Below are 26597 nucleotides of genomic sequence, written 5' to 3' on the forward strand. Positions count from 1 at the left end.
ACCTAGCAAACGCTGTGATTCTTTAGGATTCTTTTCAATATAATCTAATAGACTAGTCATAAGATTCCGATAAAAACACCATTTTATATTATTTTATCAGAGTTTAATTATTTTTTGGAGATGTCTAAAGCTTACTTAGCAACCGTTCCCGATGGTTGGTTTGACTTTCGAGAGAAGGTAACGCAAATCGATGATATCCTTAAACAGCTAGAAGATATACCCCATCAAAGTTATAATAATTCACCCTTATTGAAATTTATTAATTTACTCACTCAAGACGAACATATTCCTCAAGCTATCTGCGAGAAACTAAAACAGTTATTAACGAATAATTCTTTTGAAACTAACAACAAAACTAAATCCTTACAACCGCTTCATTCTTACCTACTAATCCAACTTCGTCCAGAAGCAAACAATAAATTGTTTCTCAAAGCTTGGTTCATCCCCGATGATACTATCAAAGACCCTTGGGGACGTTTTAAACCTTTAACAGTTGACGAACAGGAACCAGAAATTTATTTTGTACTCGAAAATCTGCCCCTACTGCTAAGTAAACTGCTCCAGCAATGTTTTGAAGAATACTTGCAAGGACAACCAACAGAACTAACTATCGAAATATTTCTGCCGCGCGATCGCCTACATGATGAGGTGGAAAAATGGTCATATCAAGATAGCGAGGGCTTTGATATTTATATTGGTGAGGAATATCGGGTTGTAGTGCGTTCCTACGAACGGTTGAAAAAATTACGCAAGCAAGAAGGTTCCTATTGGCGAAAAAATTGGGAAAAAGTAAATTTAATTGGGAAAGATGTTCCTTGTCATGAGGAAATCATAACGGTTTCTCAAGCTCGTTTTGATCCAAATAAGCTAAGAAAATTATTGACTCAAAAAATTCTTCTTAAGGTATGGTGTACGTTGTCAAATTCAGAAAGGGATAATTTACTCCGGGCTGTTCACAGTGCAGGAACACCAATTGTACTTTGGTCGCGTTGTGAGGTGGTGAATCTAAATAATTATGTTGATTTTGATGCACTACTAAAAAAGCCATTGCACGAATTATCTGCTCGTGTAAAAGAGCAACGTTTCGTAGCCGATAATGATAAACACTTGGGTAATCATTTAGTTTTACTATGGGATGACCCCAATCGAGTACCACCAAACCCTGCATTGGAATTCTCTGTATCGTAATTGAGGAGCAAGCAATGAGCGACTGGCTGATTTTTCGAGGTACAGACAAGCCCCATGATGGAGTTAAACATCTTCCCGAAGCGCCAAAATGGCGTGATTTTGGAGAAGCCAAGCAAAAACAACGTGGCGAAACCTTTCAAGTCCGTCGCAATGAAATTGAACTTGTTAATGCAGCACTTTACTTGCGTCGTCCTTTGTTGGTGACGGGCAAACCGGGAACGGGTAAAACTTCCCTTGCTTACAAAGTTGCTCACGAGTTACAACTGGGTTCCGTGTTGCAATGGGCAATTACTACCCGCTCAACCTTGCAAGAAGGACTTTATCGCTACGATGCAATTGGACGTTTACAAGATGCTCAAGGTAAGGATAATACTGGGGATATTGGCAAGTATATCCAACTCGGTCCCTTGGGAACAGCCCTGCTACCATCCCCCCATCCCCGTGTTTTGCTGATTGACGAAATCGATAAAAGTGACATCGATTTACCTAACGATTTATTGAATATATTTGAAGAAGGGGAATTTGAAATTCCCGAATTGGCTCGATTACCCCAGGAATACGAGTCAGTGGAAGTACGTACTTATAATGGCAGTGTCTCTAATATCACTAAAGGGCGGGTGCGCTGTAGCCAATTTCCTTTTGTACTGCTCACTAGCAACGGTGAACGGGAATTTCCTCCGGCGTTTTTACGACGTTGTTTGCGATTGACAATGGAAAATCCTGATACAACAGCGTTGAAAAAAATTGTTCAAGCTCACTTGGGCGATACTGTAATGGCAGAAGCAGAAGCTGTAATCACCGAATTTATCCAACGTCGAGACAGAAGCGATGCAGGTGATTTGGCAACGGATCAGTTACTCAATGCTATTTATTTAGTAACCCGTGAAAGGAGTCCGGTTGGTGATGATAAAGAACGCTTGCTCAACGCATTGATGAAATATCTCACAAGTACAGAGGACATATGATTGAGCGGGTAATTGGTACTTTTGGAGAACTAGGGTTTGATTTGGATGACACAGAGATTGCTGACATCCTCTGGCTGAGCGTGCAAATGCGGCGCTCCCAGTCTTTACCCTTGCCACAATTACAACAGCAAACAGCAGTATCTACCCCAGAAATAACTCCAGTTCCTCCTCAATCAGCAATAAATCAAAACAAAAAATCGCCAGATTCTTCAAACAAAACCGAAACTAGCGCTAACGTCTATCCCCAATCGCCCCAGGATAGCAACCAAACTGCAAGCGGTTTACCAATCAAAGTTCCAACAGCTCAAGCATTACGAAATCAGTTAGCGATCGCCCGCGCTCTTCGACCTTTAAAACGTCGAGTTCCTTCCAAAAGTGAATTTGTCCTTGACGAAACCGCTACCGCAGAGCGCATTGCCGAAGAGAAACTTTTGCTACCCGTAATGCGTCCTGCACCCGAACGTTGGCTAGAACTGGCTTTAGTGATAGACGAGGGAGCATCAATGATGCTTTGGAAGCAAACTATCAAAGAATTTAAGCAACTACTTGAAAGACATGGTGCTTTCCGAGATGTGCGAACTTGGGGATTATTTATCTCGGAAGATAGTAAAGTATGGCTGCATTCTAGAACTGGTTCGGTATGTGGCCAAAAAAAGTTACACAATCCCAGAGAACTAATCGACCCCAATGGTCGGCGTTTGTTTGTAATTATAAGTGATTGTGTTTCCCCAGCTTGGCGTAACGGTACGATAACAAAAGCTTTAGCTGCTTGGGCTAGTACTAGCCCAATGACAATCATTCAAGTATTACCAGAGTGGCTTTGGCAAAGAAGCGCTTTAGGAGTTGCTGATTCAATCTTGCTACGGAGTTTAGCTCCTGGAGTACCCAACCAACAGTTAATAATGACAGCATTGGATTTGCTTGATGAAAGCGATGTTGTCAATAAGCTAAAAGTACCAGTAGTAACTTTAGAACCAGAATCTTTAAAAAATTGGGCACAGATGGTAGCAGGTGCGGGAGATGTACAAACAAAAGGATTTTTACTTGCACCGGATGCGGAAATATTTGATATTGGTGACGAGTCAATAGAAAATTCTCACGTTGAACTTTCAGCCAAACAACGTTTACAACGCTTTCGTCTTTCTGCTTCGCCGATGGCACGGAAATTAGCGGGACTTTTGGCAGCTGCACCAATTAATTTACCTGTAGTGCGGTTGATACGGCAGATGATGTTACCGGAATCAAGTCAAGTTCATGTGGCTGAGGTGTTTTTGGGTGGGATATTGAAGCCATTGTCACCAATCGATGAAGGTGTAGAAACGGATAACATTCAATATGACTTTGTGGATGAGGTGCGGGATTTGCTGCTTGATGCGGTTCCATTAACAGAGTCAACTAAGGTACTGCGAAAAGTTTCGGATTATTTAGCGCAAAGGGCTGGATTATCTGTTGATGAATTTACGGCGATGTTGGTTAATCCGGGGTTGTTTGATGATTCGGGTGGAGTTTCAGTTCGTCCTTTTGCTCAAATTACAGCGAAGGTGTTGAGGCGTTTAGGTGGGAAGTATACAGAATTAGCTGAAGAGTTAGAACAGTCTTCTAAGGAATTATACCAAACTCGTCGTGTACCAAGTCCTTGTCCGTCCTTAAACGTGGCGATCGCCTGTCTAGTTCATACAGGCACTGACAATTTCGCAATTTGGGTGGTGAATGCCCCCTATCCCAGTGGTTATGTTTTACATGATTGTGTATGGTCGCAAGAGCTAAATCAAGCTTGGCTGGAATGGCAACAAATGTTTGCCGGACATTCCCGCTTGGATATATCCGTAGAAAATAAATCGGAAAATACACCACTTCCCCTAAATTTACCTGCTTCCGGTCAGAAAACCAGCTATAGCAGCCATTTGATGGAATATATGGGAGTCAGTTTGTGGCGCTGGACATTCGAGGGAGAAATTCTTGGCAGCTTGGAACGCAGTCGCGGGATTGCTATGGGTCAGCATACACGTTTGCGTTTTCGCTTAGAAATCCGCGACCCAGATTTGATTGCTATTCCCTGGGAAATTATGCAGCGCGAACCCGGACAACCTGCAATGTCGCTGTCCCAACACCTGTTGTTTAGTCGCACTACTTCTCAAGTTGAACCATTATCTTGTTCGGGAACCGACCAGGCTTTAAATATCTTGTTAGTTTTAGGAGAAGATGAAAATCTACAGTTAGAAAAAGAAGCCAACATTCTGCAACAAACTCTTTCGGGAGGTCATTCTGTAGGTAGTACTTCTGCTGGATATGCACCTTGCATGGTAAATACCCTAGTAAAACCGACTCCACAACAGTTAATTTCGGAATTAGATACTAAAGCTTACAATGTCTTCTTTTACGCAGGTCACGGGTTGCCAGGACCCGATGGGGGGCTTCTGTTTTTACAAGATGATATGACCCTTAATGGCATGGAACTGGCACAAGCTTTAACCCGCAGTGACGTAAAGCTGGCAGTTTTTAATGCTTGTTGGGGAACGCAACCTTTCTCTAATAAAAACCGGGCTATTGCTCACAGCAGCTTAGCTGAAGTACTGATACGCCAAGGTTTGCCTGCGGTGTTGGGAATGCGCGATGAAATTACAGACGAGGAAAGTCACAGCTTTATTCAAAGTTTTGCCTTAGCTTTACGTACTCGCAAGCCCATTGATGAAGCTGTTGCCGAAGGTAGAAAAAGATTATTAACAATTTATCATTTCAACCAGCCCGCTTGGACTTTACCAGTTCTTTACCTACATCCCCACTTCGACGGCGAATTACTCAAGAGTTTTGAGGAAGGTGCGACAGAAATACCTACAACTTTTATTCTTGGTAGTGCAAATGTTTCCTTACGTTCTTTGCAAGCAGGCGGTAAAATTTGGTTGTTAAAACCCGGAGTTACCCGTATTGGTCGCACCAAAGAAAATGATATTGCAATTCGAGAACCTTCTGTTTCCAAACGTCATGCTGAAATTTTATGTCGCAATAGTTTAGTCGGCAACACTCAAGTACGAACTTATTATTTACAAGATTTATCCACCTATGGCACCACTTGGATTTTACGTTCCGGTGAATGGGAACAAATCTACCGACGTGAAGTATCTTTAGAATCGGGAATGTATTTAAAGTTTGGCAGTACTAAAAGTCAAACCTGGGAATTTCGCATAGAGGATTAGACATCCGTATTCAGGGAAAAGTCCATAAAGATGGCATTGAAAAACTAAAGGCACTTTAGACTATTAACTAAAATCAGTTTCAACAAGCGAAAAAAAGAACAACCCTTGCTACTACTTTTGAGGCTAAAGATAAAATCAAAAGCGATAAGCGCTGACATCGGATTTGCTTCTACAAGTAGAAGCAACAAGTCTATTCAATGGTGGCTTGAACCAATCAATTAAAGCCTTCTCCACTTCTGGGAGTAAATCACGACAAGAAACTTTCAGCCAAGCAATTCTGATACCTTCTATCTGAGATAACTTCTTATAACGATGGTGTTGAAGCCATCTTTATAAGAGGGTTAATTGATTGTCCGATATACTGAATTTCCCCAGTGGAGTCTATAGCAAAATAAATACAGGGCGTTTTGGGGAGTTGCGCTCGCATTTCCAATTCTACTGAAGGTAATTCAGAAATATTAATTGTAGATGGGTTCACCTGCTTTTACTTTTCCTTATTTTTTTGCGGCGATATTTCTCCATTTTCCTTGGCTTGTCTTATAGAAGTCTCTATCAAGAAAGCAGCAAGGTTTGCAGTTGGTCTTCCTTGGGAATCAGCCCACTGCTCTAGGTCTTCAAATACTGAATCAGGTAAAGTCACAAAAACCCTTTTACTCACAGCGTTTTATATCAAGTCTCGTTTTCCCTCCCATAGTACAGTTAACCTTCACTAATTGAGCCATTTGCTACCATATAGTAGCGAATAGTTATAAATTAGTTACTAATAATTAGCTTTATTTGTTAGAATGAGATTATCATACTAAAAACAAGCACCACAAATTTTTAATATTGCGGCGCTTGATGAGACAGAAATAATTTAAAAGCCAAAACCCCCCGCGAAGACTACCAATCAAGCTCGGAGGGTATGGTTTCCCAATCAAATCAAAGGGATACTTTTATTATGCATATCATAGCCTTAGACGACAACACCCAAAACGTCTACCCCCCATTTGTATTCGCCACAAACTTTGATTATTCCCGGTTTGAGAATCACGAGCTACAACGCAAAGCTAAAACCACACTCAACCATTTTATTGGCTTCGTCCGCAAAACCTTCGACGGTTTATTAGAAAACGGACGAGCGTTGAACTCAATTTATCAAGACTGCATTGCTCATAGCCCAAAAGGTAAAAAAGTATTCGATAATTGGCTAGCATCTGATGATTTCGGAGCATCCCGCTACATAGCGTATAGCGCAATAGAAATTTATAATTGGTTTTCAAAACTACCGAAGCGTTTACAACGTTTAGTGCGTGCCAACGTCCAAAAATGGAGTGTATCAGCGTTACGACAACTAGCCAAAGTTAGCAATGATTTGGTAAAGGAACTAGTGCGATCGCCTTTAAAAACAGCCCCACAAATCAAGAAGGTAAGGGAGCAGGGAGTAAAAAGTACAGAAGAAAATTCTTCTTTAAACGAACAACCTACACCTCCTCTTCAACTCAGTCCCGGAATGAGAATCGTAGTAAAAAGTGATGATAGAGGTTGGACTGGCTACGCTGGCATAATAATCTCTGAGTGGAACAATGATTTTTGGGTGTTGCTTGACCACACCGTTTCTCAAGGAATGGAAGTAAAACATCTGTTCAAACCACATCAAATTCAGCCAGAAGCTCTTCATACAGTTATAAAGCCAGCTTCTCCCAAGCATATGTTTACACCAGCCCAAGTCGAACAAAAAATAGCTGAAGCTTTAACACAACGAGAAAAAGAAAAAGCAGAAGAAGAACTGGGACGGTTTGTAGAAATCCGTGATGCAGCCCTAAAAGCAGCAAAAGAGGAAATAATTGCTGCTCAAAAACACGCGACTCAGATGGAACAAGCTAAACATGAACTAATCGAGCAATTAATAGCCAAAGAAAACGAATTGCAGTCTGTACGTAGTTTAGTAGATCAAAATAACCAACTCCAACAACGAATAAAAGATTTAGAAAAAGCTCTTGAAGATTCCAATAAAGATAGCTGGGGAAATACTTTTAACAAGCAGGCTGCGAAAGTAGTTAACAAGGAGTTGGAGAAAACTATTGAGCCATTAATGTCGGAAGTTGAGCGTTTGAATAATGTGCTTTCTCAAAGAGAGCAGCAATTAACTCAACTTCAAGCACATAGCAGGAAACAGCAGGAAGAATTGCAGCAGAAATCGAAATCAAATTCAGTGATTGCTGAGTTTGGCTCTATTGGAGAATATTTTGGCTGGAATGGTTGGAGTGAAGCAGGATACAGAGCAAATAGTGGAACGTTATATACAGGAATTCATGCCCTAACTGCTTTTATCTGTGATTTGAAAGTATCTCATCCTAATTATCAAGAACAAGAAATTCCTTTTTAGATTGAAAGTAAATTGGATTTTTGTGAAACTGTGCCTTTAGTTAAGAATTAATGGCATTTAGCTTGCCATGACTAAACAAAATAACCATTCATGAATAAGTAATATGCAATGTCGTCAAGAGCCGCAAACGAACACTAAGAAAATTCCTCGTTGGTTCGTAAAATTTGTATTGCTACGAACGCAAAATAAACCCGATAACCAACAGACATTATTTGCACTCCTAGAACCAATGACACCACAAGAATGGTGTAGTATATGGATACCAATTATGCACCCAGAAGTTGAAGTTCCTTATAGTGGAGAACGAAATCCCTACGGTTATATAAAAGCTTGCACGGCAACATTATCAGCGTTAACTGGTTATAATCCAAAAACGGTTGAAGGTTGGTTCTATGGCAAGTCTTATCATTATTCGGTAGGGATTTTATTGCGGTGTTTTCATTTGCTCTTTCAATTCCACTAAACTTCCTACCGCATATTACTTATTAATAATCCGCTCTACTAAAATAGAAATATCATCAAATGCAAGGGGTTGAATCGTTCCGCTAGCACAAAAAAATACGGACAAGATGCCCGCATTACAAAGTTAAAGAAAAAAGATTGTACAAATAGTTGCTTTCGCTTCTAGAAAATTTTGAATATATTGAAAAACTTGCTAGCAACGGCAGGATTTTCAGCGCACACGTTCTGGATAAACTCCGAAAGAATCAAAGAAATTGACCGCTTCTGTGGTTAATTCTCCTTCAGTTATAGCTCCAATAACATACATCCTTCCTTTAACTATAAATCCTTGGTATTGACCTGTTTTACCGTCTGAATGTTGTACAAGTAGCTCTAAACCGGGGTATCCATCAATTTCCAAATTAGTGCTTCTGATAATTTGACCTGTAGTAGTCATTTGTCCTCGCATAGAAGTTTGCAAGATTTCACGAGTTTGTTCAGCGGATAAATAAGGTGTTTCTACTGGCAAATCTGTGTTGACAATCATGTATGCAGTTTGAGTTGTGTCACTCCATGACATTAATAGCCTTTGTTCATTCTCTTGTATAGAACCTGGCATCCGAATTTGAAAATCCTGATCTGGTCCCCAGTAGATGTCATTGAGTGCAATTAGTATCGGTTGTTCTGTTGTTAGTTGGTTGTCATTTACTGATACTGAAAATGTAGATTCGGCTTGATTGGTTTCGGTTTCAAGCACGTTTTTAGCTTCTGCTTTGGGAAGGCTGACTGAAGTGACTAACACTAAACTTGTAAGTATCCAATTCCATGGTTTCATGACTATGTATTTCCTATTAATAATGTTGAAGTATTATTTTTGAAGTAAGTTTTCTACTGTTTTAACCCCTTCATAAGTAGATACGAATTTATTTACGTGCAATTACGCAGTTCATAAAAGATTCATTTTAACGTTACTGAAGAATAATATGGTGCTTTTTGAGAATGCGTGACGGCTGAATAAAAAAAAACAGCATGATTTGATTATCGCCGGATTCAAATCTGCTGGTATCAGTAGTATTAATAAAATTAGCAATTGGTAACGAAATTACTACAAATAAATAACTCGTAGTCAATCCTCCTTAGAAAAAATTAGTCAGTCGTAATTTTTTACTTTTTGTACAACCAAAGTTCTAGACATTATGTCATGGAGAGATTGTTTTTTTGCAGTGCAAAACATTGTGATCGAGCTAATGTTCCAAATAAAAATTAGGATAAATTTGCAACAATTTCTCAAACTTGCTCTTTTAAACGAGAGTCGATCGCCATTTAAGTCTGTAACAAAAATCCCCATTGCTTGTTTGCCAATAGTTGCCTGTCTGGGGGAAATTTCCATCAGCGTATAGTAAAGCCAAGAAATTACAAATAACAACCCATATGCGAGATATTCAAGAATTTTATCAGGAATAGGAATCTCGTCCGTTTCGAGAAATAAACTATAAATTACAACGGAAATCGTTCCTATGACAATAGTAATTATAGATAGAATTATGATGTCAAATAAGTGGGCAAAATATCGCTTCAATAAACTCGCAGGTGTATAATTACTTTGCATTTTAGAAATCCTTTTTTTCCCAAAAGGTAGAGCAATCGCAAATACTTTATCTATTTATTTTGCGACGACATCTACTTATGAACCCTTTCACAAGAGAATACGAATTTCTTTCAATGTAATTACGCAGTTGGTAAAATTTTTTGGGGTTGGGTAGTCGTGTTAGCGCAATGCACCGTTTCAAGATTATTTAGTTGCGGCTCCCGGCGTAGCCCGTCGTAGACATCGCCCAACCAATATTAAGCAATTTTACTGTTTGAGAAAATCGCGATCGCTATTGTGATCAATATTTTATATAAAGGTTTCAGGCTAAAATAAGAAAAACGGTAATGTAAAATTATGTCTCTTGGAAAACCGCAATATAGTAAAGAAGAATTTGCTAGGCTGGGTGATGAGATTTATCAACACGATATTTATCCCCAGTTGGTGGCAAAATAGTTGCTATTGATATCGCTACGGGTGCGTGGGAAATAGATGATGATGAAATTTCTGCTTGTTCTCGTTTGGAAAAACGTTACCCAAATGCACAAATTTGGATTGTAAAGATTGGTTCTCGGTATGTGCGTCGATTTGGTGCAAGTCGCAGTCGAAAAGCAAAAACAGCATGATTATTGGGAGAGCAAAGCAATGACATTAACGGAAATCTTGAGTGCTATTCGACAGCTTGCTGTTGCAGATAAGGTGGAACTAATGCGTATTCTCGCTTCAGAATTAGAAACTAGTGACGATATTTATCCTTTAGAACCACACAAAACTTATTACCTAGAAACACCCTATGATAATTTTGGTGTGGGGGAGGTTTTAATGCAAGCAATGAAACAGGATGACAAGACTGATTAAATAATATGAGATTCAAATACTCAACAAATAGTCCAGCGCAAAATGAATTTGATAGTTTACCAAGAATTCCACTTATTCTTAGTAGTAATAATAGATTTGTTGAAGTAGTTGGGTTAGTAGATAGTGGTGCGACAATAAATGTTTTACCCTATGAAATTGGTCTTCAACTTGGTGCCACTTGGGATGATAGCAAAGCGATTCTTAGATTAGCTGGAAATCTCAGTAATCAGCCAGCAATGCCGTTATTTGCAGTAGCTGAGATAGGAGAATTTGCACCAGTTAGATTAGCATTTGCTTGGACTCGGAGTGTTAATGCACCATTGATTCTGGGGCAAACAAATTTTTTTCTAGAATTTGATGTTTGTTTTTATCGTCCTAAACTCGAATTTGAAATTAAGCCGAAGCAAGAGTAAAATATTTTGAACCTCAACGCTTGATGTCGTCACACACAAAAGCCAGCGATCGCCCAACACGCATCGAATAAATTTACCCATTTAGAAAACCGCGATCGCATGAATGACCCATCATCATCTAAATCGATCAAGGTGATAACAGCATCCATTACGTCGCGCAAGCTTCGCATTTCTCAACCAAGCCTCACTGTACAAGCATCGCGCTTCTCAACCAAGCCTGACTATACAAGCGATCGCGTCAGCTTTCCGTAGGAATCGCCTAATCAACATCAAGCAAATTGACCGATTGAGAAAATACGTCCCATCGTAGTATTTAAAATTAGGACTTACGAATTACGAATTACTAATTATTTTTGATGTTGTCACACAAATGCCTATCTTCTGCGCTGACATCGGGGTTATTTGGCAGGTAGTTTCGTATTAAGCCACAACCTCGCACCAGCAAATCATCTAAATCAAAATTCCACAAAATTATTGTTCTGTCAGCAGATGCAGAAGCAAGAGTTTTGCCATCTGGGCTAAGGCTGACACTGGTAACATATTTTGTATGCCCAATAAGTGTTTTAAGTTCTCTACCACTGTTGACATCCCATAGTTTCACCGTTTTGTCAGCAGATGCAGAAGCAAGGGTTTTGCCATCTAGGCTAAAGCTGACGCTGAGAACAGATTCTGTATGCCCAATAAGTGTTTTAAGTTCTCTACCACTGTTGACATCCCATAGTTTCACCGTTTTGTCACCAGATGCAGAAGCAAGGGTTTTGCCATCTGGGCTAAAGCTGACGCTGCGAACAGAGGATATACGCCCCTTAAGGGTTTTAAGTTCTCTACCACTGTTGATGTCCCATAGTTTCACCGTACTGTCCACTGATACGGAAGCAAGAGTTTTGCCATCTGGGGTAAAGCTGACGCTGGTAACAGAGGATGTATGCCCAATAAGTGTTTTAATTTCTCTACCAGTATTGATATCCCAAAGTTTCACTGTTTTGTCCAATGATGCAGAAGCAAGAGTTTTGCCATCCGGGCTAAAGCTGACGCTGGTAACAGAGGATGTATGCCCAATAAGTGTTTTAATTTCTCTACCACTGTTGATGTCCCAAAGTTTCACCGTACTGTCCACTGATACGGAAGCAAGGGTTTTGCCATCTGGGCTAAAGCTGACGCTATTAACAGAGGATGTATGCCCCTTAAGGGTTTTAATTTCTCTACCAGTATTGATATCCCAAAGTTTCACCGTTCTGTCATCAGATGCAGAAGCAATAGTTTTGCCATCTGGGCTAAAGCTGACGCTCTCAACATAGAATTTATGCCCCTTAAGGATTGTAATTTCTCTACCACTGTTGATGTCCCAAAGTTTCACCGTTCCGTCATCAGATGCAGAAGCAATAGTTTTGCCATCTGGGCTAAAGCTGACGCTATTAACAGAGGATGTATGCCCCTTAAGGGTTTTAATTTCTCTACCACTGTTGATATCCCAAAGTTTCACCGCTTCGTCCCAAGATACAGAAGCAATAGTTTTGCCATCTGGGCTAAAGCTGACGCTGCGAACAGAGGATGTATGCCCCTTAAGGGTTTTAAGTTCTCTACCACTGTTGACATCCCAAAGTTTCACCGTTTTGTCACCAGATGCAGAAGCAAAGGTTTTGCCATCTGGGCTAAAGCTAACGCTATTAACAGGGAATGTATGCCCCTTAAGGGTTTTAAGTTCTCTACCACTGTTGACATCCCAAAGTTTCACCGTTTTGTCACCAGGTGCAGAAGCAAGAGTTTTGCCATCTGGGCTAAAGCTGACGCTATTAACAGAGTATATATTATGCCCCTTAAGGGTCTTAATTTCTCTACCACTGTTGACATCCCAAAGTTTTACCGTACTGTCCAATGATGCAGAAGCAAGAGTTTTGCCATCTGGGCTAAAGCTGACGCTGTAAACAGGGTCTGTATGCCCAATAAGTGTTTTCAGTTCTCTACCACTGTTGATGTCCCACAGTTTCACCGTACTGTCCTGTGATGCAGAAGCAAGGGTTTTGCCATCTGAGCTAAAGCTGACGCTGTTCACAGAGTATATATGCCCCTTAAGGGTTTTAATTTCTCTACTAGTATTGATATCCCAAAGTTTCACCGTTTTGTCACCAGATGCAGAAGCAAGAGTTTTGCCATCTGGGCTAAAGCTGACGCTGCCAACAAAGGATGTATGCCCCTTAAGGCTTTTAACGTTAAACCCATATACTACCTCCCGCAATGTAGATATAGCCTGCATTCGATTTTCTGCTGTAATCCAAGGATTCCAAAAACTTTTGAGTAATTTTCCAGCTTTGATGACTCCTGTTAACGCCTCCTCTTGGCGATTTTGTTGAAAATTTTTTTCTGAACTTAAACTTAATTGACTCACTTCTGAATTAATTCTGCGAATTTCACTCACCGCACCAAACCCCGAAATCATCACCAACCCACAAACCAAGCCACCAATCACACTCCTCCGGAATCTCTCCTTCTGCTTCCTCTCCCGCTCCCGCAACTCCACACCCTTCTCAATAAACCATCGCTGCGGTTTACTCACCTCCCCACCCCGTTGCTGCAACCAATCCTCCGCCACAGCCAAAGTCGCACCCCGCAACAAAGCCCCCTCATCCTTACCACTCTCCACCCATTGCTGCAACGCAACCATCAACCCCTGTTGCCAAATGCGAAACTTGCGGTTCTCCTGCATCCATCCCCGCAACCGTCCCCAATGGCGAATCAAAGCCTCATGGACAACTTCCACCGTTTCCTCATGACTCAACTCATCCCAGTTCGTCACCACCAACCGCTTATCAGCCAAGCGCGTCACCAAATCCCAATTCTCTCCCCCCACTTCCTCACTCGTCGCCAACTTGCGGGTATCTTCCGTACCTTCCCCCGGTTGCACTAACTGAATAAACACCCGTTGGGCTGTTTCCCGTTCCCCCTCCCTCAAGTCTGCATAAACCATCTCTGCATAATTTGCCAGCGCTTGCTCCACCCCGCCAATTTTCTTATATGCTTGATGGGTCAATATTCCCGCATATTGCTGCTTCCACAACTGAGTCAGGGTAAATTCCAACAACGGCAAACGCCCATCCCCATCTTCGATATCATCAATTATGGTATTACACAAACCCTCCTCAAACTCAAAACCCAATTGTCTCGCCGGGAGTGTAATGGCTGCTTCCAATTCCTTCCGATTCATCCGCACCACTGGTTCTAGTTGATACCGTTGCAACGCCCGCCCAAAAGGCTCATAATCATCCAACGCCCTAGATAAAAAATCCGCCCGTAAGGTGAGTAATAAAGTAAAAAACGGTGCATTATTAACCGCTTGTAGCAAACCATCCAAGAAAATTTTGCGTTCCTCTGCATCCGTACACAGAGTATAAATTTCCTCAAATTGGTCAGCAATCAACAAAATCCGCCCATTATTCCCTCCCAGGAGACGGGTTAGGGGTGAGGTAATAAACCTTTCTAAACTTGTGGAATCGCGCTGTAAATTGACATCCAATTCTAACTCAGCCAAACGTCGCTCATTGTCTGGTAAATTTAACGCCGAAACCAACGCTACAGCCAAAGCAGCAAAAGGATTTTTACCGGGACGAAACGATAAAATCAACCAATTATTATCCTGACGCAATTGCGGAATTAAGCCAGCAAACACCAGCGAAGATTTCCCACTTCCTGAAGCACCAACTACAGCCACCAAAGGTTTACTATTAACAGCAGAAACCAACCCCAAAGTTGCTTTATCTCTACCAAAAAAATACTCCGCATTTTCTTCTTTAAATGCACTTAAACCTTGATAGGGACAAAAAGATATTATCCCTAAACTTTGCCAAGTTGGTGGAGTTTCGGTTTGATTTTGGACAATTACCGGAAGCCAACTAGCACAGGGAAATTCTGACTCTAGTTGTTGTAATTCAACCCGCGCATTTCTCACAGAAATATATAGAGACTTCCCACCAGTAAACTCTTGCAGAAAATACTTCAAAAACTCCTGCGCGACTATATCCGGTACAGGTTTCCGCATCACAATTACTTGGGGAATATGCAATTGTTCCAACTCATAAGCAATCCCCAAACCATCGCAAGAATTAAAAAATGCAATTTGCAAACGTCTTTGAATTGCTACTTGCAAAGCATCCCGCAATTCCCCCATCGTCAAACTCTCGTGATGATTTAGATAAATCCTCCCCCGCATTTCTTGAGTTTGAGAATGTCCGGAGAAAAACAATATATCCCAACCTAAATTATCTTGCAGGTAATTATTTAATTCTTCTCGTGATGGCTGTTTTAATAAAACAATTTCCGCATCATCACCACAGAAATTATGCAACAGTTTTTTATCAGCTTCAACATCAATATTTGAGCTATCCCCCAAAATAATTAAAATTCTAATTTTTTCTCGTAATGCTCTTTCTCCTTGTTCTGCATTTGGCGAACTTAAAGCCACTTCTAGCAGTGTAAAATTAATTAAAACATCCCATAAATGCCAAGGTAACTGACGTAATTCATGGCAAGAAGTCGTAATGATGATTCTGATTTCATCTTGGGGATTGAGTTCTTGTAAATAATTAATAACCTCTTTAAAAGATGATGCATTCAGCCATTGATTAAAACAAGCAAGTAAATTTATAGATTCCCGCGTACATTCTTGATTTAAAGATTCCAAATTGACGCGACGACTACCACCAGATTTAACCCTAAATTGACTGTATCGACTGCAATATATCTCGTGCCAGTTATTTAATAATTGGGGGATATTAATATTTTCCGGTAACTTCGCTGTGGTGGTTCGATAAGCGCGTTGCCCTTCATTTGCGATTTCTAAATTAACTTGAAAGCCCAATTCAAAATTGCCATCAAATTTTAAAATAACCAGTTTTTTCATAGGTGATGCAATCTAACTTCGGATGATTTATATATTCCCGATATTGTGTAAGAGAGACGCAAGAATATCGCCTCTCTATATTGTTTATTTTAAATTTATAATTATCATACAACAAAATCCTCAGTAACTTTCGATTCACCTAAAATTATCTCAACACTAAATTCCTCATTTAATTCTGCGCTTAATTCAATATCCATCCAATTATCATTAAGTCGGGAAACAGCAGCATCTACTTCTTGACCATTTTCATCAGTGACAACTAATTTTAATCCTGGAGGTAAAGAAACACTTCTTTCCGTGTCTGCTTGAACTTGTACAATAATATCAATTTCACCTTTATTTTGATTTTTAATATCAGTTATTTCTTGATTTTTTGGATTTAATTTGACAACTAAAACAACAGATTCATCATTCAAGTGCAAACCTATATCAATTTTTTTACACTTTGTCACGCTAAAATTCCTAACAAATCTTAAACTCAGTTCTCGTGGATTAAATATCTCTTCCACATTTAACCAACCTTCTGTAAATACTCCCTCTAACCATTGACTAATATTAACTTTCGCAGCTTTTTCTTTGGTTGTTAAATAATCCAGTAAATTATCTACAGATTCTAACTGGCTTAAAGGAACTTTCGCTAATGTTTGAGTTGTGAACCCTAAAATTGTTGCTTCTTTTAAAGTTTGGTTAAACTGCACGGCAACATAAGCAACTCTATTTGACCTTACCTCACTCGGAATTTCTAAATATTCCGCATCTGGTAACACCGGACGACATTCAATTTTTCCGACATTTTTAACTTCTAAATCAGCTAAATCGATTAAACTTAGCATCCACGGATTACTTTTATCTGCATCTGAACAATTTGTTTCAAAACCCATGCAATCAAGATAATATTTAACTGCATAAGTAGCTAAAGTATTGAGATAGATTTTTTTAGCATTTTCAGTGTTTGATATTCCTTTTTTGCGTTGATTAGCTTTTTCATGAGCTTCCATACTAAGAGGAATAGTGAAAGATGTTTGTTCGTAATTAGTGTTCATAATTGTCCTTAATAACTTTGTGCAAGAGTGAATATTTGAAAATTAATATTTGTTCTAATGTTAGATTTACTGTAAATATTTACGAAAATAATCGATAATTTTACGCTTTTTAATATTGCGTTGATATAGCTCAGATAGCCTTGATATTGAATGACCTAGTTTTTGAGATATATCTTCCCATTTTTCATTATCTAATCTCATTAATATAACTTTCTGTAAATTGGCATTTTTATCTTCGCCAATGTAAATCTTTTGTAAAATTGCTTGTGGGTCATTTTTCACAAAATTCCTAACTGCTGATACTTCAAATTCATTCTCACTCTCTGAAACTAATTTATCTTTTAGTTCTTTTTCAACTCTAGATAATTCTTTACTTGTAGATTTATCAGAATCACTTTTACAACTATCTAACTCATCAAGCGATAATATTCTGGGCTGATTTCTATATGCTCTTGAAACATCTTGAAATCGCCAATTCAAGATTTGATTTACCCAAGCCATTACCTTATATTCTGGGTGATAATTATCAATATTTTTACAAATTTCCAGATAGGTTATTGCTTTAGCTTCGTGATAAATATCTTCAAAATCGGGTAAATTTTGCCACTGTGTAAACCTTTTTAATTTCTTGGACTGCTGTATTTTTGTAATTAATTTATTCAATACTTTTCGACGTTCTACACTTTTAGCTGGATACTGCTGTGCTTCGCAGACTAACTGACGCAGTTGCAAATCTAAAACATCATCCATCGAAATCTCCTGCTCCACCTCAAAGGTTTGGTCATTTGTTGTCATCATAGATACATACAATACTGTAAGGTAAATAGTTGTTGGAGCTTTAGTAAATTTGCACCTTCGACGGGAGCAACGCAACATCACGCGGTAAAATATCCCAGGTAGCGAGCTTTAACCGGGTATATATGGATTTTTATCGATGCATGGCAATTCCTCCCCAATCTCTTTAAACTCTTCTACGAATAAGGTGGGGAGGTTTTACGCAGTTTTTGGGAAAATATTTGAAAATTATCTTTGTAGTATGAGCTTACAGAAGCAGGAGGGACAGGGCAAAGCTATTACACTTCCGACTTGTAGCATATATCCAGAAATTACTACCAAACGAACCCCTAAGCTAAAATAGGAATTGGAGGGAATATTGTGTATTAAACTTCGTCCATAACGAAAAGTGGAGTTTTGTCATTGCGACGCAAGGAAGCAATCTCACAATCTTGACTTCAAACTACAGTTTTCAAAATAGGCAAGGTTTATCTACTTTTAACTAGCCTAATTTTTAGTATAGTGAGTTCCTATGGCAAAAGATAGATTTCATAATATTGTTAGAAATGCCTTAGAAAAAGAAGGCTGGAAAATTACAGATGACCCTTATGAAATTAATGTTGATGATGTCGATTTTGAGATTGATTTAGCAGCAGAGGAACTTTTAGGAGCAGAGAGAGAAGGACGAAAAATAGCGGTAGAAATTAAAAGTTTTATTAGTCCATCGAATGTTTCCGAATTTCATACTGCCTTGGGACAATTTTTAAATTATCGAGATGCATTAGAAAAAGTTGAACCCGAACGCTTACTTTATTTAGCTGTAAGATTGCCTGTTTATGAAACTTTTTTTCAACGAAAATTTATTATATCGGCAGTTGAAAAATATCAATTACGATTGATGATTTACGATGTAGAAGCGGAGGTTATTAGTCAATGGCTGTAGAACAATATCGACAACATATTAGACATCTTCTTTCCGAACGACAAAAGCGAGCTTCGATGTCACGAAAATACGAAGAGTATGAGGTGCAAACAATTTTTGACGAACAACAAGACCATTATCAATTACTTTATGTCGGTTGGAGAGGAAATAAACGGGATTTTGGTTGTATCTTACATCTTGATATTAAAGATGGGAAAATTTGGATTCAACATGATGGTACTGAAGTGGGAATTGCTAATCAATTAGTAGAAATGGGAGTACCCAAACAAGATATTATTTTGGCATTTCATGAACCATATATACGTCAGTTTACTGAGTTTGGAAGTTGAAAAATAAAATTATGGAAGAGATTAATATCACTTCGCTAAAATAAAACCATCTCATGCCACAATATGAACTATGACCTACACCCCACCCAAACTTCTCACTTTTGAGAAATTTCTCGCTGAATATGGGGATAATCCCCGTTACGAACTTATTGACGGAGAATTACGCGACAGGTCACCAACTGGTCCACATGAAGAGGTTTCAGGAAACATTGCTGGCAGAATTTATGCTGAAATTCTTGGTTCTAATTGTAACTGGTTGATTCCCAAAACTTGTTTGATTAAACCCCCCGCAGCAGAAGCGACAGCATTACGTCCAGATGTAATTGTTTTAGATAAAATCAAACTTAACCAGGAACCTCTTTGGCAAAAAGAGCCGATTATTTGTATTGGTAATACGATTAAATTGGTTGCCGAGGTTGTAAGTAGTAATTGGCAAGATGATTATGCGAGAAAAGTGGAAGAATATGCTTTTTTGGGAATCCCAGAATATTGGATTGTGGATTTTCGTGGTTTAGGTGGTCTGCAATTTATCGGAAATCCTAAACAGCCTACTTTTACAGTCTGTCAATTAGTTAATGGGGTATATCAGCAGCAACAATATCGCTTGGGTGATGCTATTAATTCTTATTTATTTCCAAATTTAGAGCTTAAACTTGATGATATTATGCCATAGCGATCGCACGGGTTGTGTACTCAAGCAACTGAGAGGGGTAATTCGTCATGATGACTAGAGATATTAAGTTTGCAGAACTTGAACAATTGCTATTTAATATCGGTTTTGTCGAAATATCAACAACTGGCTCGCATAAAGTCTATGAATATTCTCCACTAGGTACATTAGTTGTTTTACCTGGTTATGAGCAACAAGCAAATGTAAGAACTATACATTTAGTTGCTGTACGTAAGATATTAGACGAAAATGGTTTAATGGATAGGGATGTTTTCACCAGTTTTTTAGAAAAAGTTGCTTCTTAGTATCTTTATCTTACAAATAGATGACGCGATCACGCTTCTGATTCAACCCGTACTGTAATGCGATCGCACCTCAAAAAACTGTATTGATCGCACTTTATTATTGCATCAATATATCGTTACACAATTGCTTATCTTTTAGACTAACATTAGGGTTATTTTTTAGATAGTTGTATAGCCAGTCGCAACCTTTTTTTAGTAAATCGTCAGGGTCAAAATTCCATATAATTATCTTGCCGTCAGCACTAGCGGAAGCAAGAATTTTACCATCGGTACTAAAAATAATGCTCATAATAGAAGTGCGATGACCATTGAGAATTCCTAGTTTTTCACCATGTTTACTCCACAATTTAATTGTCCCATCTTCACTACCAGATGCAATAATGTTACTGTCATGACTAAAACTGATACTTTTCACAGGACTATGATGACCAGCTAAAGTTTGTATTTTTCTGCCATTAATGTTCCAAAGCGTTATTACTCCGTCATCACCACCAGAAGCAAGAATGTTGCCGTCTTGACTAAAACAAATACTGTTAATATGAACACAATTACCTTTTATGTCTCGTACTTTTTTATTATTAAAGCTACAAATTTTGATAACCCCATTGAATTGACCATATGCAATAGTGTTAACATCCGGACTAAAACTAAGGCTTCTAATTAAGATACCATCAACTTGAATAGTTCGTAGTTTTTTACCTTCAATGCTCCACAATTTTATTGTCTCGTAATCAGAAGATGCAATATTTTTGCCATCTTTGCTAAAACTTACACTCTTAACCGATTTAGCATGACCTTTGAAGCTTTGTAATACTTTGCCATCTAAACTCCAAATTACGATTATTCCGTCATAGCTACCAGAAGCAATGCTATTACCATCTTTGTTAAAACAAATGCATTTTATCGCTTTATTATTACGACCTTTAAAAGCTTGCATTTCTCTACCATTAATGTCCCAAAGTCTTATTATTCCATCGTCGCTAGTAGAGGCAATGGTATTATTGTATTTACTAAAACTTAGACTGTTAACAGATTTACTATAACCTTTAAATGTTTGTAGTTCTCTGCTACCGAAACTCCAAAGTTTGATTGTTTCATCTGGATCAGCATAAGCAATAGAATTACTTTTACAACTGAAACTTACTTTCCTGACTGGAAAGGTATGACCTTTAATGGTAAGCAATTGCTTACCCTCAAAACTCCAAATTTTTACTGTCCCTAGAAAATCAGCAGAAGTAATTGTGTTGCCATCTGAACTAAAACAAATATCCGTAATGTGAGCTTCATGACCTTCAAGAGCTTTAAGCTCTTTACCGTCAATGCTCCAAAGTTTTATTTTTCCATCTTTACCACCAGAAGCAATAGTCTTCCCATCTGGACTAAAATTGAGGCTAGTAACGGAAGCATTATGGCTATTAAGGATTCTTCGTCGTCCACCGCGTTTGTTCCAAAGTCGGATTCTTCCCTCACGATCAGCTGAAGCAATTATGCTACCATCTGGACTAAAAATAACTTGTGTAACCCTACTATTATGACCATTAAGGGTTTTTAGTAGTTCACCGTCATAGTTCCACAACTTTATTGTCTCGTCCCAGTCACCAGAGACAATAATCTTGGCATATGGACTAAAATTGATACCCGTAAGATACGCGCTATGACCGTTGAGAGTATTTATTAGTCTACCATCTAAGTTCCAAAGTTTGATTGTCCCATCATTACCAATAGAAGCGATAGTATTACCGTCTGGACTAAAAGTGATACTCCGAACTGGAGAAATATGACTCTGAAAGATTTGCAGTTGCCTACCATCTAAGTTCCAAAACTTTATTCTTCCATCTTCGCAGCCGGAGGCAATAATACGACCATCCGGGCTAAAACAAAGGCTCGTTATTTGAATACCTTGACTTTTTATGGTTTGTAGTTGCCTACCGTCTATGCTCCAAAGTTTGATTGTATCTTGATTGGCAGAGGCGACCATGTTGCCATCAGGAGCAAAAGTAATGCTTGTAACAATACTATGGCTTTGCAAGCGGTTAAATTCTCTTGCCCCATAAACTAATTGTTGTAATGCGAATAAAACTCGCATTCTTGTTTCCGACTTTACCCCTAATGATTGTTGTAATATTTTGCCTGCTTTTACAATTTCTACCAAAGCCTCAAGTTCAAAACCAGATTTAAAAATTGCTTCTGTTGATAAACTCACAGCTTTTAATTGGGCATCTATTTCTCTAATAAGTGCTTCTTGCAACTCACGTTCTTTTTCTTTCCTCTCCCGCTCCCGAAACTCCACACCCTTCTCAATAAACCATCGCTGCGGTTTAATAACTTCTTCTCCCCGCTTCTGCAACCAATCCTCCGCCATAGCCAAAGTCGTCCCCCGTAACAAACCCCCATCATCTTTATTACTATCCACCCATTGCTGCAAAGCCACCTTCAACCGTTCTTGCCAAACACGAAACTCCCGATTATCATCCATCCACCCCCGCAACCGTCCCCAATTGCGAATCAAAGCCTCATGCACAACCTCCACCGTATCCTCAACCAACTCATTCCGGTTCGTCACCAACAACCGCTCATTAGCCAACAATGTCACCAAATCCCAATCATCCCCCACCTCATCACGAGTCGCCAATCTCCGGGTATCCTCCGTACCTTCCCCCGGTTGCACCAACTGAATAAACACCCGTTGCGCTCGTTTTTGCTCCTCCTGACTCAACCCAGCATAAACAACATCTGCATGATTTGCTAAAGCCTGCGTCACCCCACCAATTTCTGTATAAGCCTGATGCGTCAACAATCCCGGATGTTGTTTCCCCCACAACTGCGTCAAAGCAAACTGCTGCAACGGTAAACTACCTTCCGTTGCACCCACATCATCAATCAACTTATCAACCAAACCCTCTTCCAACTCCACAGAAAACCTTGCCGCAGGTTGAATAATTGCCCTTTCTAATTCTGCGCGACTCATCGGTACTAGCAAAGACGGGGGAAAATGCTGCAAAGCCTTACCCAAAGATTGATAGGACATAGCCTTACCTAAAAAATCCGCCCGCAACGTCATCACCACCCTAGTAGAAAACTGTTCACCCACACAAACATTCAGCAACCCATCGATAAAAATTTGACGCTCCTCCACATTTGGGCAAAGGGTGTAAATCTCCTCGAATTGGTCAACTACCAGCAAAACGCGGGAACCATCCCCAAACATATCTGCAATTACTCTTGCCAATGCAGACATATCACTTTTTAACTCAACTTCCAACTCCAATTCTTGATAACGCTGATTTTCTCCGATTTCCCCACTCCCCATCAAAGCCACAGCTAAGGATTCAAAGGGATTTTTCCCTGGACGAAAGGAAATAATCCGCCATTGGGTATTTTCATCTCGACCCAATTGAGGAATTAACCCAGCAAACACCACCGAAGATTTCCCACTACCGGATGCACCAATTACGGCTACCAAAGGTTTGCGATTAACGTCAATTAGTAACTGCTCAACAAACGCTTCCCGTCCAAAGAAATTATCAGCATCTTCTTCCCGAAATGCCATCAAACCCCGATAGGGACTGCGAGTCACACCCAAACTTTGCCATGTTGGCGGCATTTCCAACTGATTTTGGACAATTACAGGCAACCAACTAGCACAAGGAAAATCATCCTCTAGCATCGCTAATTGTCTACGTGCATATCCAACAGCAATACACAAAGAGCTACCATTTGTAAATGCTTCTAAAAAATACTTTAAAAACTCCTGAGCCACAAAATCGGGAACAGGTTCGCGCATGACAATTACTTGGGGAATATGCAAACTTTCCAATTCCGCAGCAATCCCCAAACCATCGCATGAATTAAAAATAGCTAATTGTAATCTTTGTTGAATAGCTGTTTGTAAACTATCCCGCAATTCCGCCATCGTTAAACTATCTTTTTTATTAACAAAAATCCGCCCTTGTACAGCCACCTCCTCGTTTGCATCGGTAAAATTATGGGTTTGCGAATGCCCGGAGAAAAACAAAATATCCCAACCAATATCATCCTGTAAATAGCGATTTAATTCCTCCCGTGAAGGTTCCACAAGAGCCACTATTTCAGCATCCCGGCAATACTTTTGTAAAAGCATTTCATCAGCTTTCACATTTATACCCGTACTATCACCAAGAATAATTAAAATTCTAATTTTTTCCCGTAATATTCTTACTCCCCGCGCTGCATCCGGTCCGCTCAAAGCAACTTCAGCCCCTGAGCATAAATCCCACAAATGCCAAGGGAGCTTCCGTAATTCCAAACTGTCACTACTTAAAATTATGCGTAATTCCTGTTCTTGGTTTGTATTTAACTCAGATAAATAATTACTAATAGAATTAAAAGATTCCGATTCCAGCCATGTACTAAAAAGCGATAATAACTGCTCGGAATACTCATCACATTGCTGTTTATACTCAACAGTATTGATATTTTTTACCGCATTTACCTTAATTCGAGATTGTCCATACTTACTTACATAAATCTTACGCCATTCTTGGATTGATCGCACCACATCTAGCGCGGGCGGTAAGTCTCCCCGCATCCGTACATCGGGACGTTCCCCATCATCTCCAACTTCTAAAGTGACCTTATACCCCGTCGAAAAATCACCATCAAATTGCAGGATCACTAACTTTTTCATAATAGTAGATATTAAATAACAATTCTAAGTAATAAAATTTACTAAATATTCATTTTTTGAGTTTTGTAAAATACCATGCATAACGTAGGTAATTTACTTCTTCGGGATAAAAATATTAATTTTGCTGGCTTCGCCTTTTTATCTCTCCTCAGTCACCTCAAATAATAATACGACAAGGTGAGGGCATTTTTACGCATTTACGGATAATGAAAACAACGTAGTGGATTTAACTGCAATCTGCTGTAACTACCTTAAGGTAGAAAGCGATCGCATCTTACTTTCTAACTAATAAACGCCTATTCGTAAGACTTGTCTTTGGATATGAACGAAAAAGTTAACTTTGCGATCGCATAAATCACTGATAAAATTCAATATTCAGTGCGTCACAGTAAATTTTCACAGAAAAGGTCTAAGCTAAAAATAGTTTCTTTCAAAACAGGTGGAATATATGGAAAATAACAGTAAGCAAGCCTATAACTATACGGTTCTTCTGGAAAAGGAGGAAGACGGTGGCTATCACGCTTTTTGTCCTATTCTCAAGGGCTGTCACTCTCAAGGCGACACTTTTGAAGAAGCTGTTGAGAACATTACAGAAGCGATTGAGTTATATCTTGAAAGTTTAATGGCTGATCATCAACCTATCCCTAAAGAAGATTTAATCGTTAAGCCATTAAGTATCTTAATATGAGTAATTTTCCTAGTGTCAAAGCTAAAGATTTTGTTAAAGTAATTGAAGAATTAGGTTTTTATCTCGATCGTCAAAAGGGTAGTCATGCCATTTATAAGAATGTCCAGGGGAGTCGAGTTGTTGTTCCGATTCATTCAGGAAAAGACCTAAAAAAAGGTACTCTAATAGGAATGATTCAAGATATTGGCATTGATAAAGAAACATTTTTCGAGTTGTTACAAAAATAATATGTGAAAGGTAATTCAAGCATAGAACTCATCATCTAGATCGTTTTCATTCTCTACAAAATATACAATGGCGATCGCATTCTCAACAATCAATTCCCCAATCACGAAAAAGTGATCGCCTGCCATTTTTATTAAACTGAGTTCGACAGCGATCGCATCTTCCATCCCTTATCTAGAAATGCGATCGCCTAATCAAATTTAGTCCGGATAAGTAGAACACCAGCCCACTCTATAAAAACAGTAGTTTATGGCTCAATTTTTCTTGTTCTGTCTGGTTTTTTTGTTTGTGTTCCTTCCTCGGGATCAAATTCGCCTTGATGGTTTCCTCTTTTATCGTATTTTTCAACCTTTCCACTCTTATAATCCCATTCGTATATATTACCTTTTGGATCTTTCCATCGGGGACGCAGTTTCCCACCGCCACTTACAGGAGTTTTAGGCTTTGCTGGCTTAGTACCAGGAAAACCAGTTAAGCCACCTTTATAAGTATCTTTTGGGGGATTATAACTTGTATTTTCTAGTATTTGTGAGGGTGGTGTTGGTGAATTGAAAGGAGGTATTTGTGGGGGTAGTACTGGTGGATTGAAAGGAGGTAGTGGTGGAGGTGGTGCTGGTGGAGTAAAAGGAGGTAGTGGTGGTGCTGGTGGATTAGGATTGTCAGGCAGATTTTGTAAAGCTTTAGATATACCTTCAAGAGCTACAAGTGTGCCAAAGAGTAAACCACCATTAACGAAAGCAGATTTAACAACAGCTTCAAGCTTGTATATAGGTGCAGCAGCTACTGTTGCTCTTGCCAATAGTGCTAGTTGTTGGGGAGTTAATAGTCCTAATGCTGCTCTTCCTGCTAAGGCTAGTGCAACAGGGATAGAAACTCTCCGTGATATTACACCCAGATCGATTGCAGCAGCATTTCCACTAGACATCTCCAAAAAATAATTAAACTCTGATAAAATAATATAAAATGGTGTTTTTATCGGAATCTTATGACTAGTCTATTAGATTATATTGAAAAGAATCCTAAAGAATCACAGCGTTTGCTAGGT

At 39.2% G+C, this 26597-nt stretch carries 24 protein-coding genes; 13 read left to right on the top strand and 11 right to left on the bottom strand.

Translation table 11 applies throughout. The annotated features are described in order from the left end of the window. Positions 1–120: 120 nt before the first annotated feature. Genes IQ247_RS22585 through IQ247_RS33425 form a run of 3 tightly spaced genes read left to right on the top strand, consistent with a single transcriptional unit; the run spans position 121 to position 5347 of the window. Positions 121–1188 (top strand): VMAP-C domain-containing protein, encoded by a 1068-nt coding sequence (locus IQ247_RS22585; protein WP_193923453.1) that lies wholly within the window; start codon positions 121–123, stop codon positions 1186–1188. A gap of 14 nt (positions 1189–1202) precedes the next feature. Continuing rightward, positions 1203–2153: an AAA family ATPase gene (locus IQ247_RS22590; protein WP_193923454.1), complete on the top strand. Its 951-nt coding sequence runs from the start codon at positions 1203–1205 to the stop codon at positions 2151–2153. Next, on the top strand, positions 2150–5347 hold the full coding sequence (locus IQ247_RS33425) for an SAV_2336 N-terminal domain-related protein (RefSeq protein WP_322745554.1): 3198 nt from the start codon (positions 2150–2152) through the stop codon (positions 5345–5347). The genes IQ247_RS22590 and IQ247_RS33425 overlap by 4 nt, the downstream gene beginning before the upstream one ends. Positions 5348–5651: 304 nt before the next feature. On the opposite strand, the gene IQ247_RS22605 is transcribed toward IQ247_RS33425, so the two are convergent. Then, positions 5652–5825: a hypothetical protein gene (locus IQ247_RS22605; protein ID WP_193923455.1), complete on the bottom strand. Its 174-nt coding sequence runs from the start codon at positions 5823–5825 to the stop codon at positions 5652–5654. Positions 5826–5831: 6 nt separating this feature from the next. Beyond that, positions 5832–6005, bottom strand: coding sequence for a ribbon-helix-helix domain-containing protein (locus IQ247_RS22610; protein ID WP_193921354.1), 174 nt, complete (start codon positions 6003–6005; stop codon positions 5832–5834). 282 nt (positions 6006–6287) lie between these two features. Between IQ247_RS22610 and IQ247_RS22615 the strand changes: the two genes are divergently transcribed. Together IQ247_RS22615 and IQ247_RS22620 are read left to right on the top strand one after the other, a co-directional pair. Continuing rightward, complete coding sequence (locus IQ247_RS22615) at positions 6288–7715, top strand: hypothetical protein (protein ID WP_193923457.1); 1428 nt, start codon at positions 6288–6290, stop codon at positions 7713–7715. 103 nt (positions 7716–7818) lie between these two features. Then, positions 7819–8178 carry a hypothetical protein gene (locus IQ247_RS22620; RefSeq protein WP_193923458.1) on the top strand — a complete coding sequence of 120 codons (360 nt, stop codon included), beginning with the start codon at positions 7819–7821 and terminating at the stop codon, positions 8176–8178. Positions 8179–8388: 210 nt separating this feature from the next. On the opposite strand, the gene IQ247_RS22625 is transcribed toward IQ247_RS22620, so the two are convergent. Together IQ247_RS22625 and IQ247_RS33660 are read right to left on the bottom strand one after the other, a co-directional pair. Then, a complete protein-coding gene (locus tag IQ247_RS22625) occupies positions 8389–8991 on the bottom strand; it encodes a hypothetical protein (RefSeq protein WP_193923460.1) in 603 nt (200 codons plus the stop codon). A gap of 315 nt (positions 8992–9306) precedes the next feature. Beyond that, positions 9307–9765, bottom strand: a complete 459-nt coding sequence (locus IQ247_RS33660) for an RDD family protein (RefSeq protein ID WP_193923461.1) — start codon at positions 9763–9765, stop codon at positions 9307–9309. A 555-nt stretch (positions 9766–10320) separates the two neighbouring features. On the opposite strand from IQ247_RS33660, the gene IQ247_RS22640 reads away from it, so the two are divergent. Both IQ247_RS22640 and IQ247_RS22645 read left to right on the top strand, forming a co-directional pair. After that, on the top strand, positions 10321–10602 hold the full coding sequence (locus IQ247_RS22640) for a hypothetical protein (protein ID WP_228059963.1): 282 nt from the start codon (positions 10321–10323) through the stop codon (positions 10600–10602). A 5-nt stretch (positions 10603–10607) separates the two neighbouring features. Continuing rightward, positions 10608–11015, top strand: a complete 408-nt coding sequence (locus IQ247_RS22645; RefSeq protein WP_193923463.1) for a hypothetical protein — start codon at positions 10608–10610, stop codon at positions 11013–11015. A 29-nt stretch (positions 11016–11044) separates the two neighbouring features. On the opposite strand, the gene IQ247_RS22650 is transcribed toward IQ247_RS22645, so the two are convergent. From IQ247_RS22650 to IQ247_RS22665, 4 genes are all read right to left on the bottom strand, one after another. Then, positions 11045–11185 carry a hypothetical protein gene (locus IQ247_RS22650; protein WP_193923464.1) on the bottom strand — a complete coding sequence of 47 codons (141 nt, stop codon included), beginning with the start codon at positions 11183–11185 and terminating at the stop codon, positions 11045–11047. 173 nt (positions 11186–11358) lie between these two features. Next, positions 11359–15909, bottom strand: coding sequence for an nSTAND1 domain-containing NTPase (locus IQ247_RS22655; RefSeq protein WP_193923465.1), 4551 nt, complete (start codon positions 15907–15909; stop codon positions 11359–11361). A 104-nt stretch (positions 15910–16013) separates the two neighbouring features. Next, complete coding sequence (locus tag IQ247_RS22660; protein WP_193923466.1) at positions 16014–16952, bottom strand: DUF1822 family protein; 939 nt, start codon at positions 16950–16952, stop codon at positions 16014–16016. Between the two features lie 66 nt (positions 16953–17018). After that, entirely contained in the window at positions 17019–17750 is a 732-nt protein-coding gene (locus tag IQ247_RS22665) for a hypothetical protein (RefSeq protein WP_228059964.1), read from the bottom strand. A 508-nt stretch (positions 17751–18258) separates the two neighbouring features. Between IQ247_RS22665 and IQ247_RS22670 the strand changes: the two genes are divergently transcribed. The 4 genes from IQ247_RS22670 to IQ247_RS22685 all read left to right on the top strand — a co-directional run bounded on the left by IQ247_RS22670 (position 18259) and on the right by IQ247_RS22685 (position 19973). After that, on the top strand, positions 18259–18669 hold the full coding sequence (locus IQ247_RS22670; RefSeq protein ID WP_193923468.1) for a XisH family protein: 411 nt from the start codon (positions 18259–18261) through the stop codon (positions 18667–18669). Continuing rightward, complete coding sequence (locus IQ247_RS22675) at positions 18660–18998, top strand: XisI protein (RefSeq protein ID WP_193923470.1); 339 nt, start codon at positions 18660–18662, stop codon at positions 18996–18998. Before IQ247_RS22670 ends, IQ247_RS22675 begins: the two co-directional genes overlap by 10 nt. 70 nt (positions 18999–19068) lie before the next feature. Then, complete coding sequence (locus tag IQ247_RS22680; protein ID WP_193923472.1) at positions 19069–19671, top strand: Uma2 family endonuclease; 603 nt, start codon at positions 19069–19071, stop codon at positions 19669–19671. Between the two features lie 47 nt (positions 19672–19718). Beyond that, on the top strand, positions 19719–19973 hold the full coding sequence (locus IQ247_RS22685) for a type II toxin-antitoxin system HicA family toxin (protein ID WP_228059965.1): 255 nt from the start codon (positions 19719–19721) through the stop codon (positions 19971–19973). A 97-nt stretch (positions 19974–20070) separates the two neighbouring features. On the opposite strand, the gene IQ247_RS22690 is transcribed toward IQ247_RS22685, so the two are convergent. Beyond that, on the bottom strand, positions 20071–24639 hold the full coding sequence (locus IQ247_RS22690) for an nSTAND1 domain-containing NTPase (RefSeq protein ID WP_193923473.1): 4569 nt from the start codon (positions 24637–24639) through the stop codon (positions 20071–20073). 448 nt (positions 24640–25087) lie between these two features. Here IQ247_RS22690 and IQ247_RS22695 point away from each other — a divergent pair, with 448 nt between their 5' ends. Beyond that, positions 25088–25327 (top strand): type II toxin-antitoxin system HicB family antitoxin, encoded by a 240-nt coding sequence (locus IQ247_RS22695; RefSeq protein WP_193923475.1) that lies wholly within the window; start codon positions 25088–25090, stop codon positions 25325–25327. Next, positions 25324–25554: a type II toxin-antitoxin system HicA family toxin gene (locus tag IQ247_RS22700; protein WP_193923476.1), complete on the top strand. Its 231-nt coding sequence runs from the start codon at positions 25324–25326 to the stop codon at positions 25552–25554. Before IQ247_RS22695 ends, IQ247_RS22700 begins: the two co-directional genes overlap by 4 nt. Positions 25555–25569: 15 nt before the next feature. On the opposite strand, the gene IQ247_RS22705 is transcribed toward IQ247_RS22700, so the two are convergent. Both IQ247_RS22705 and IQ247_RS22710 read right to left on the bottom strand, forming a co-directional pair. Continuing rightward, positions 25570–25719, bottom strand: coding sequence for a hypothetical protein (locus tag IQ247_RS22705; RefSeq protein ID WP_193923478.1), 150 nt, complete (start codon positions 25717–25719; stop codon positions 25570–25572). Positions 25720–25799: 80 nt separating this feature from the next. Then, on the bottom strand, positions 25800–26477 hold the full coding sequence (locus IQ247_RS22710; RefSeq protein ID WP_193923479.1) for a colicin E3/pyocin S6 family cytotoxin: 678 nt from the start codon (positions 26475–26477) through the stop codon (positions 25800–25802). Between the last annotated feature and the right edge of the window lie 120 nt (positions 26478–26597).

The sequence above is a fragment of the Plectonema cf. radiosum LEGE 06105 genome, assembly GCF_015207665.1.
In the GTDB taxonomy this organism is placed as follows: domain Bacteria; phylum Cyanobacteriota; class Cyanobacteriia; order Cyanobacteriales; family Nostocaceae; genus Rivularia; species Rivularia radiosa_A.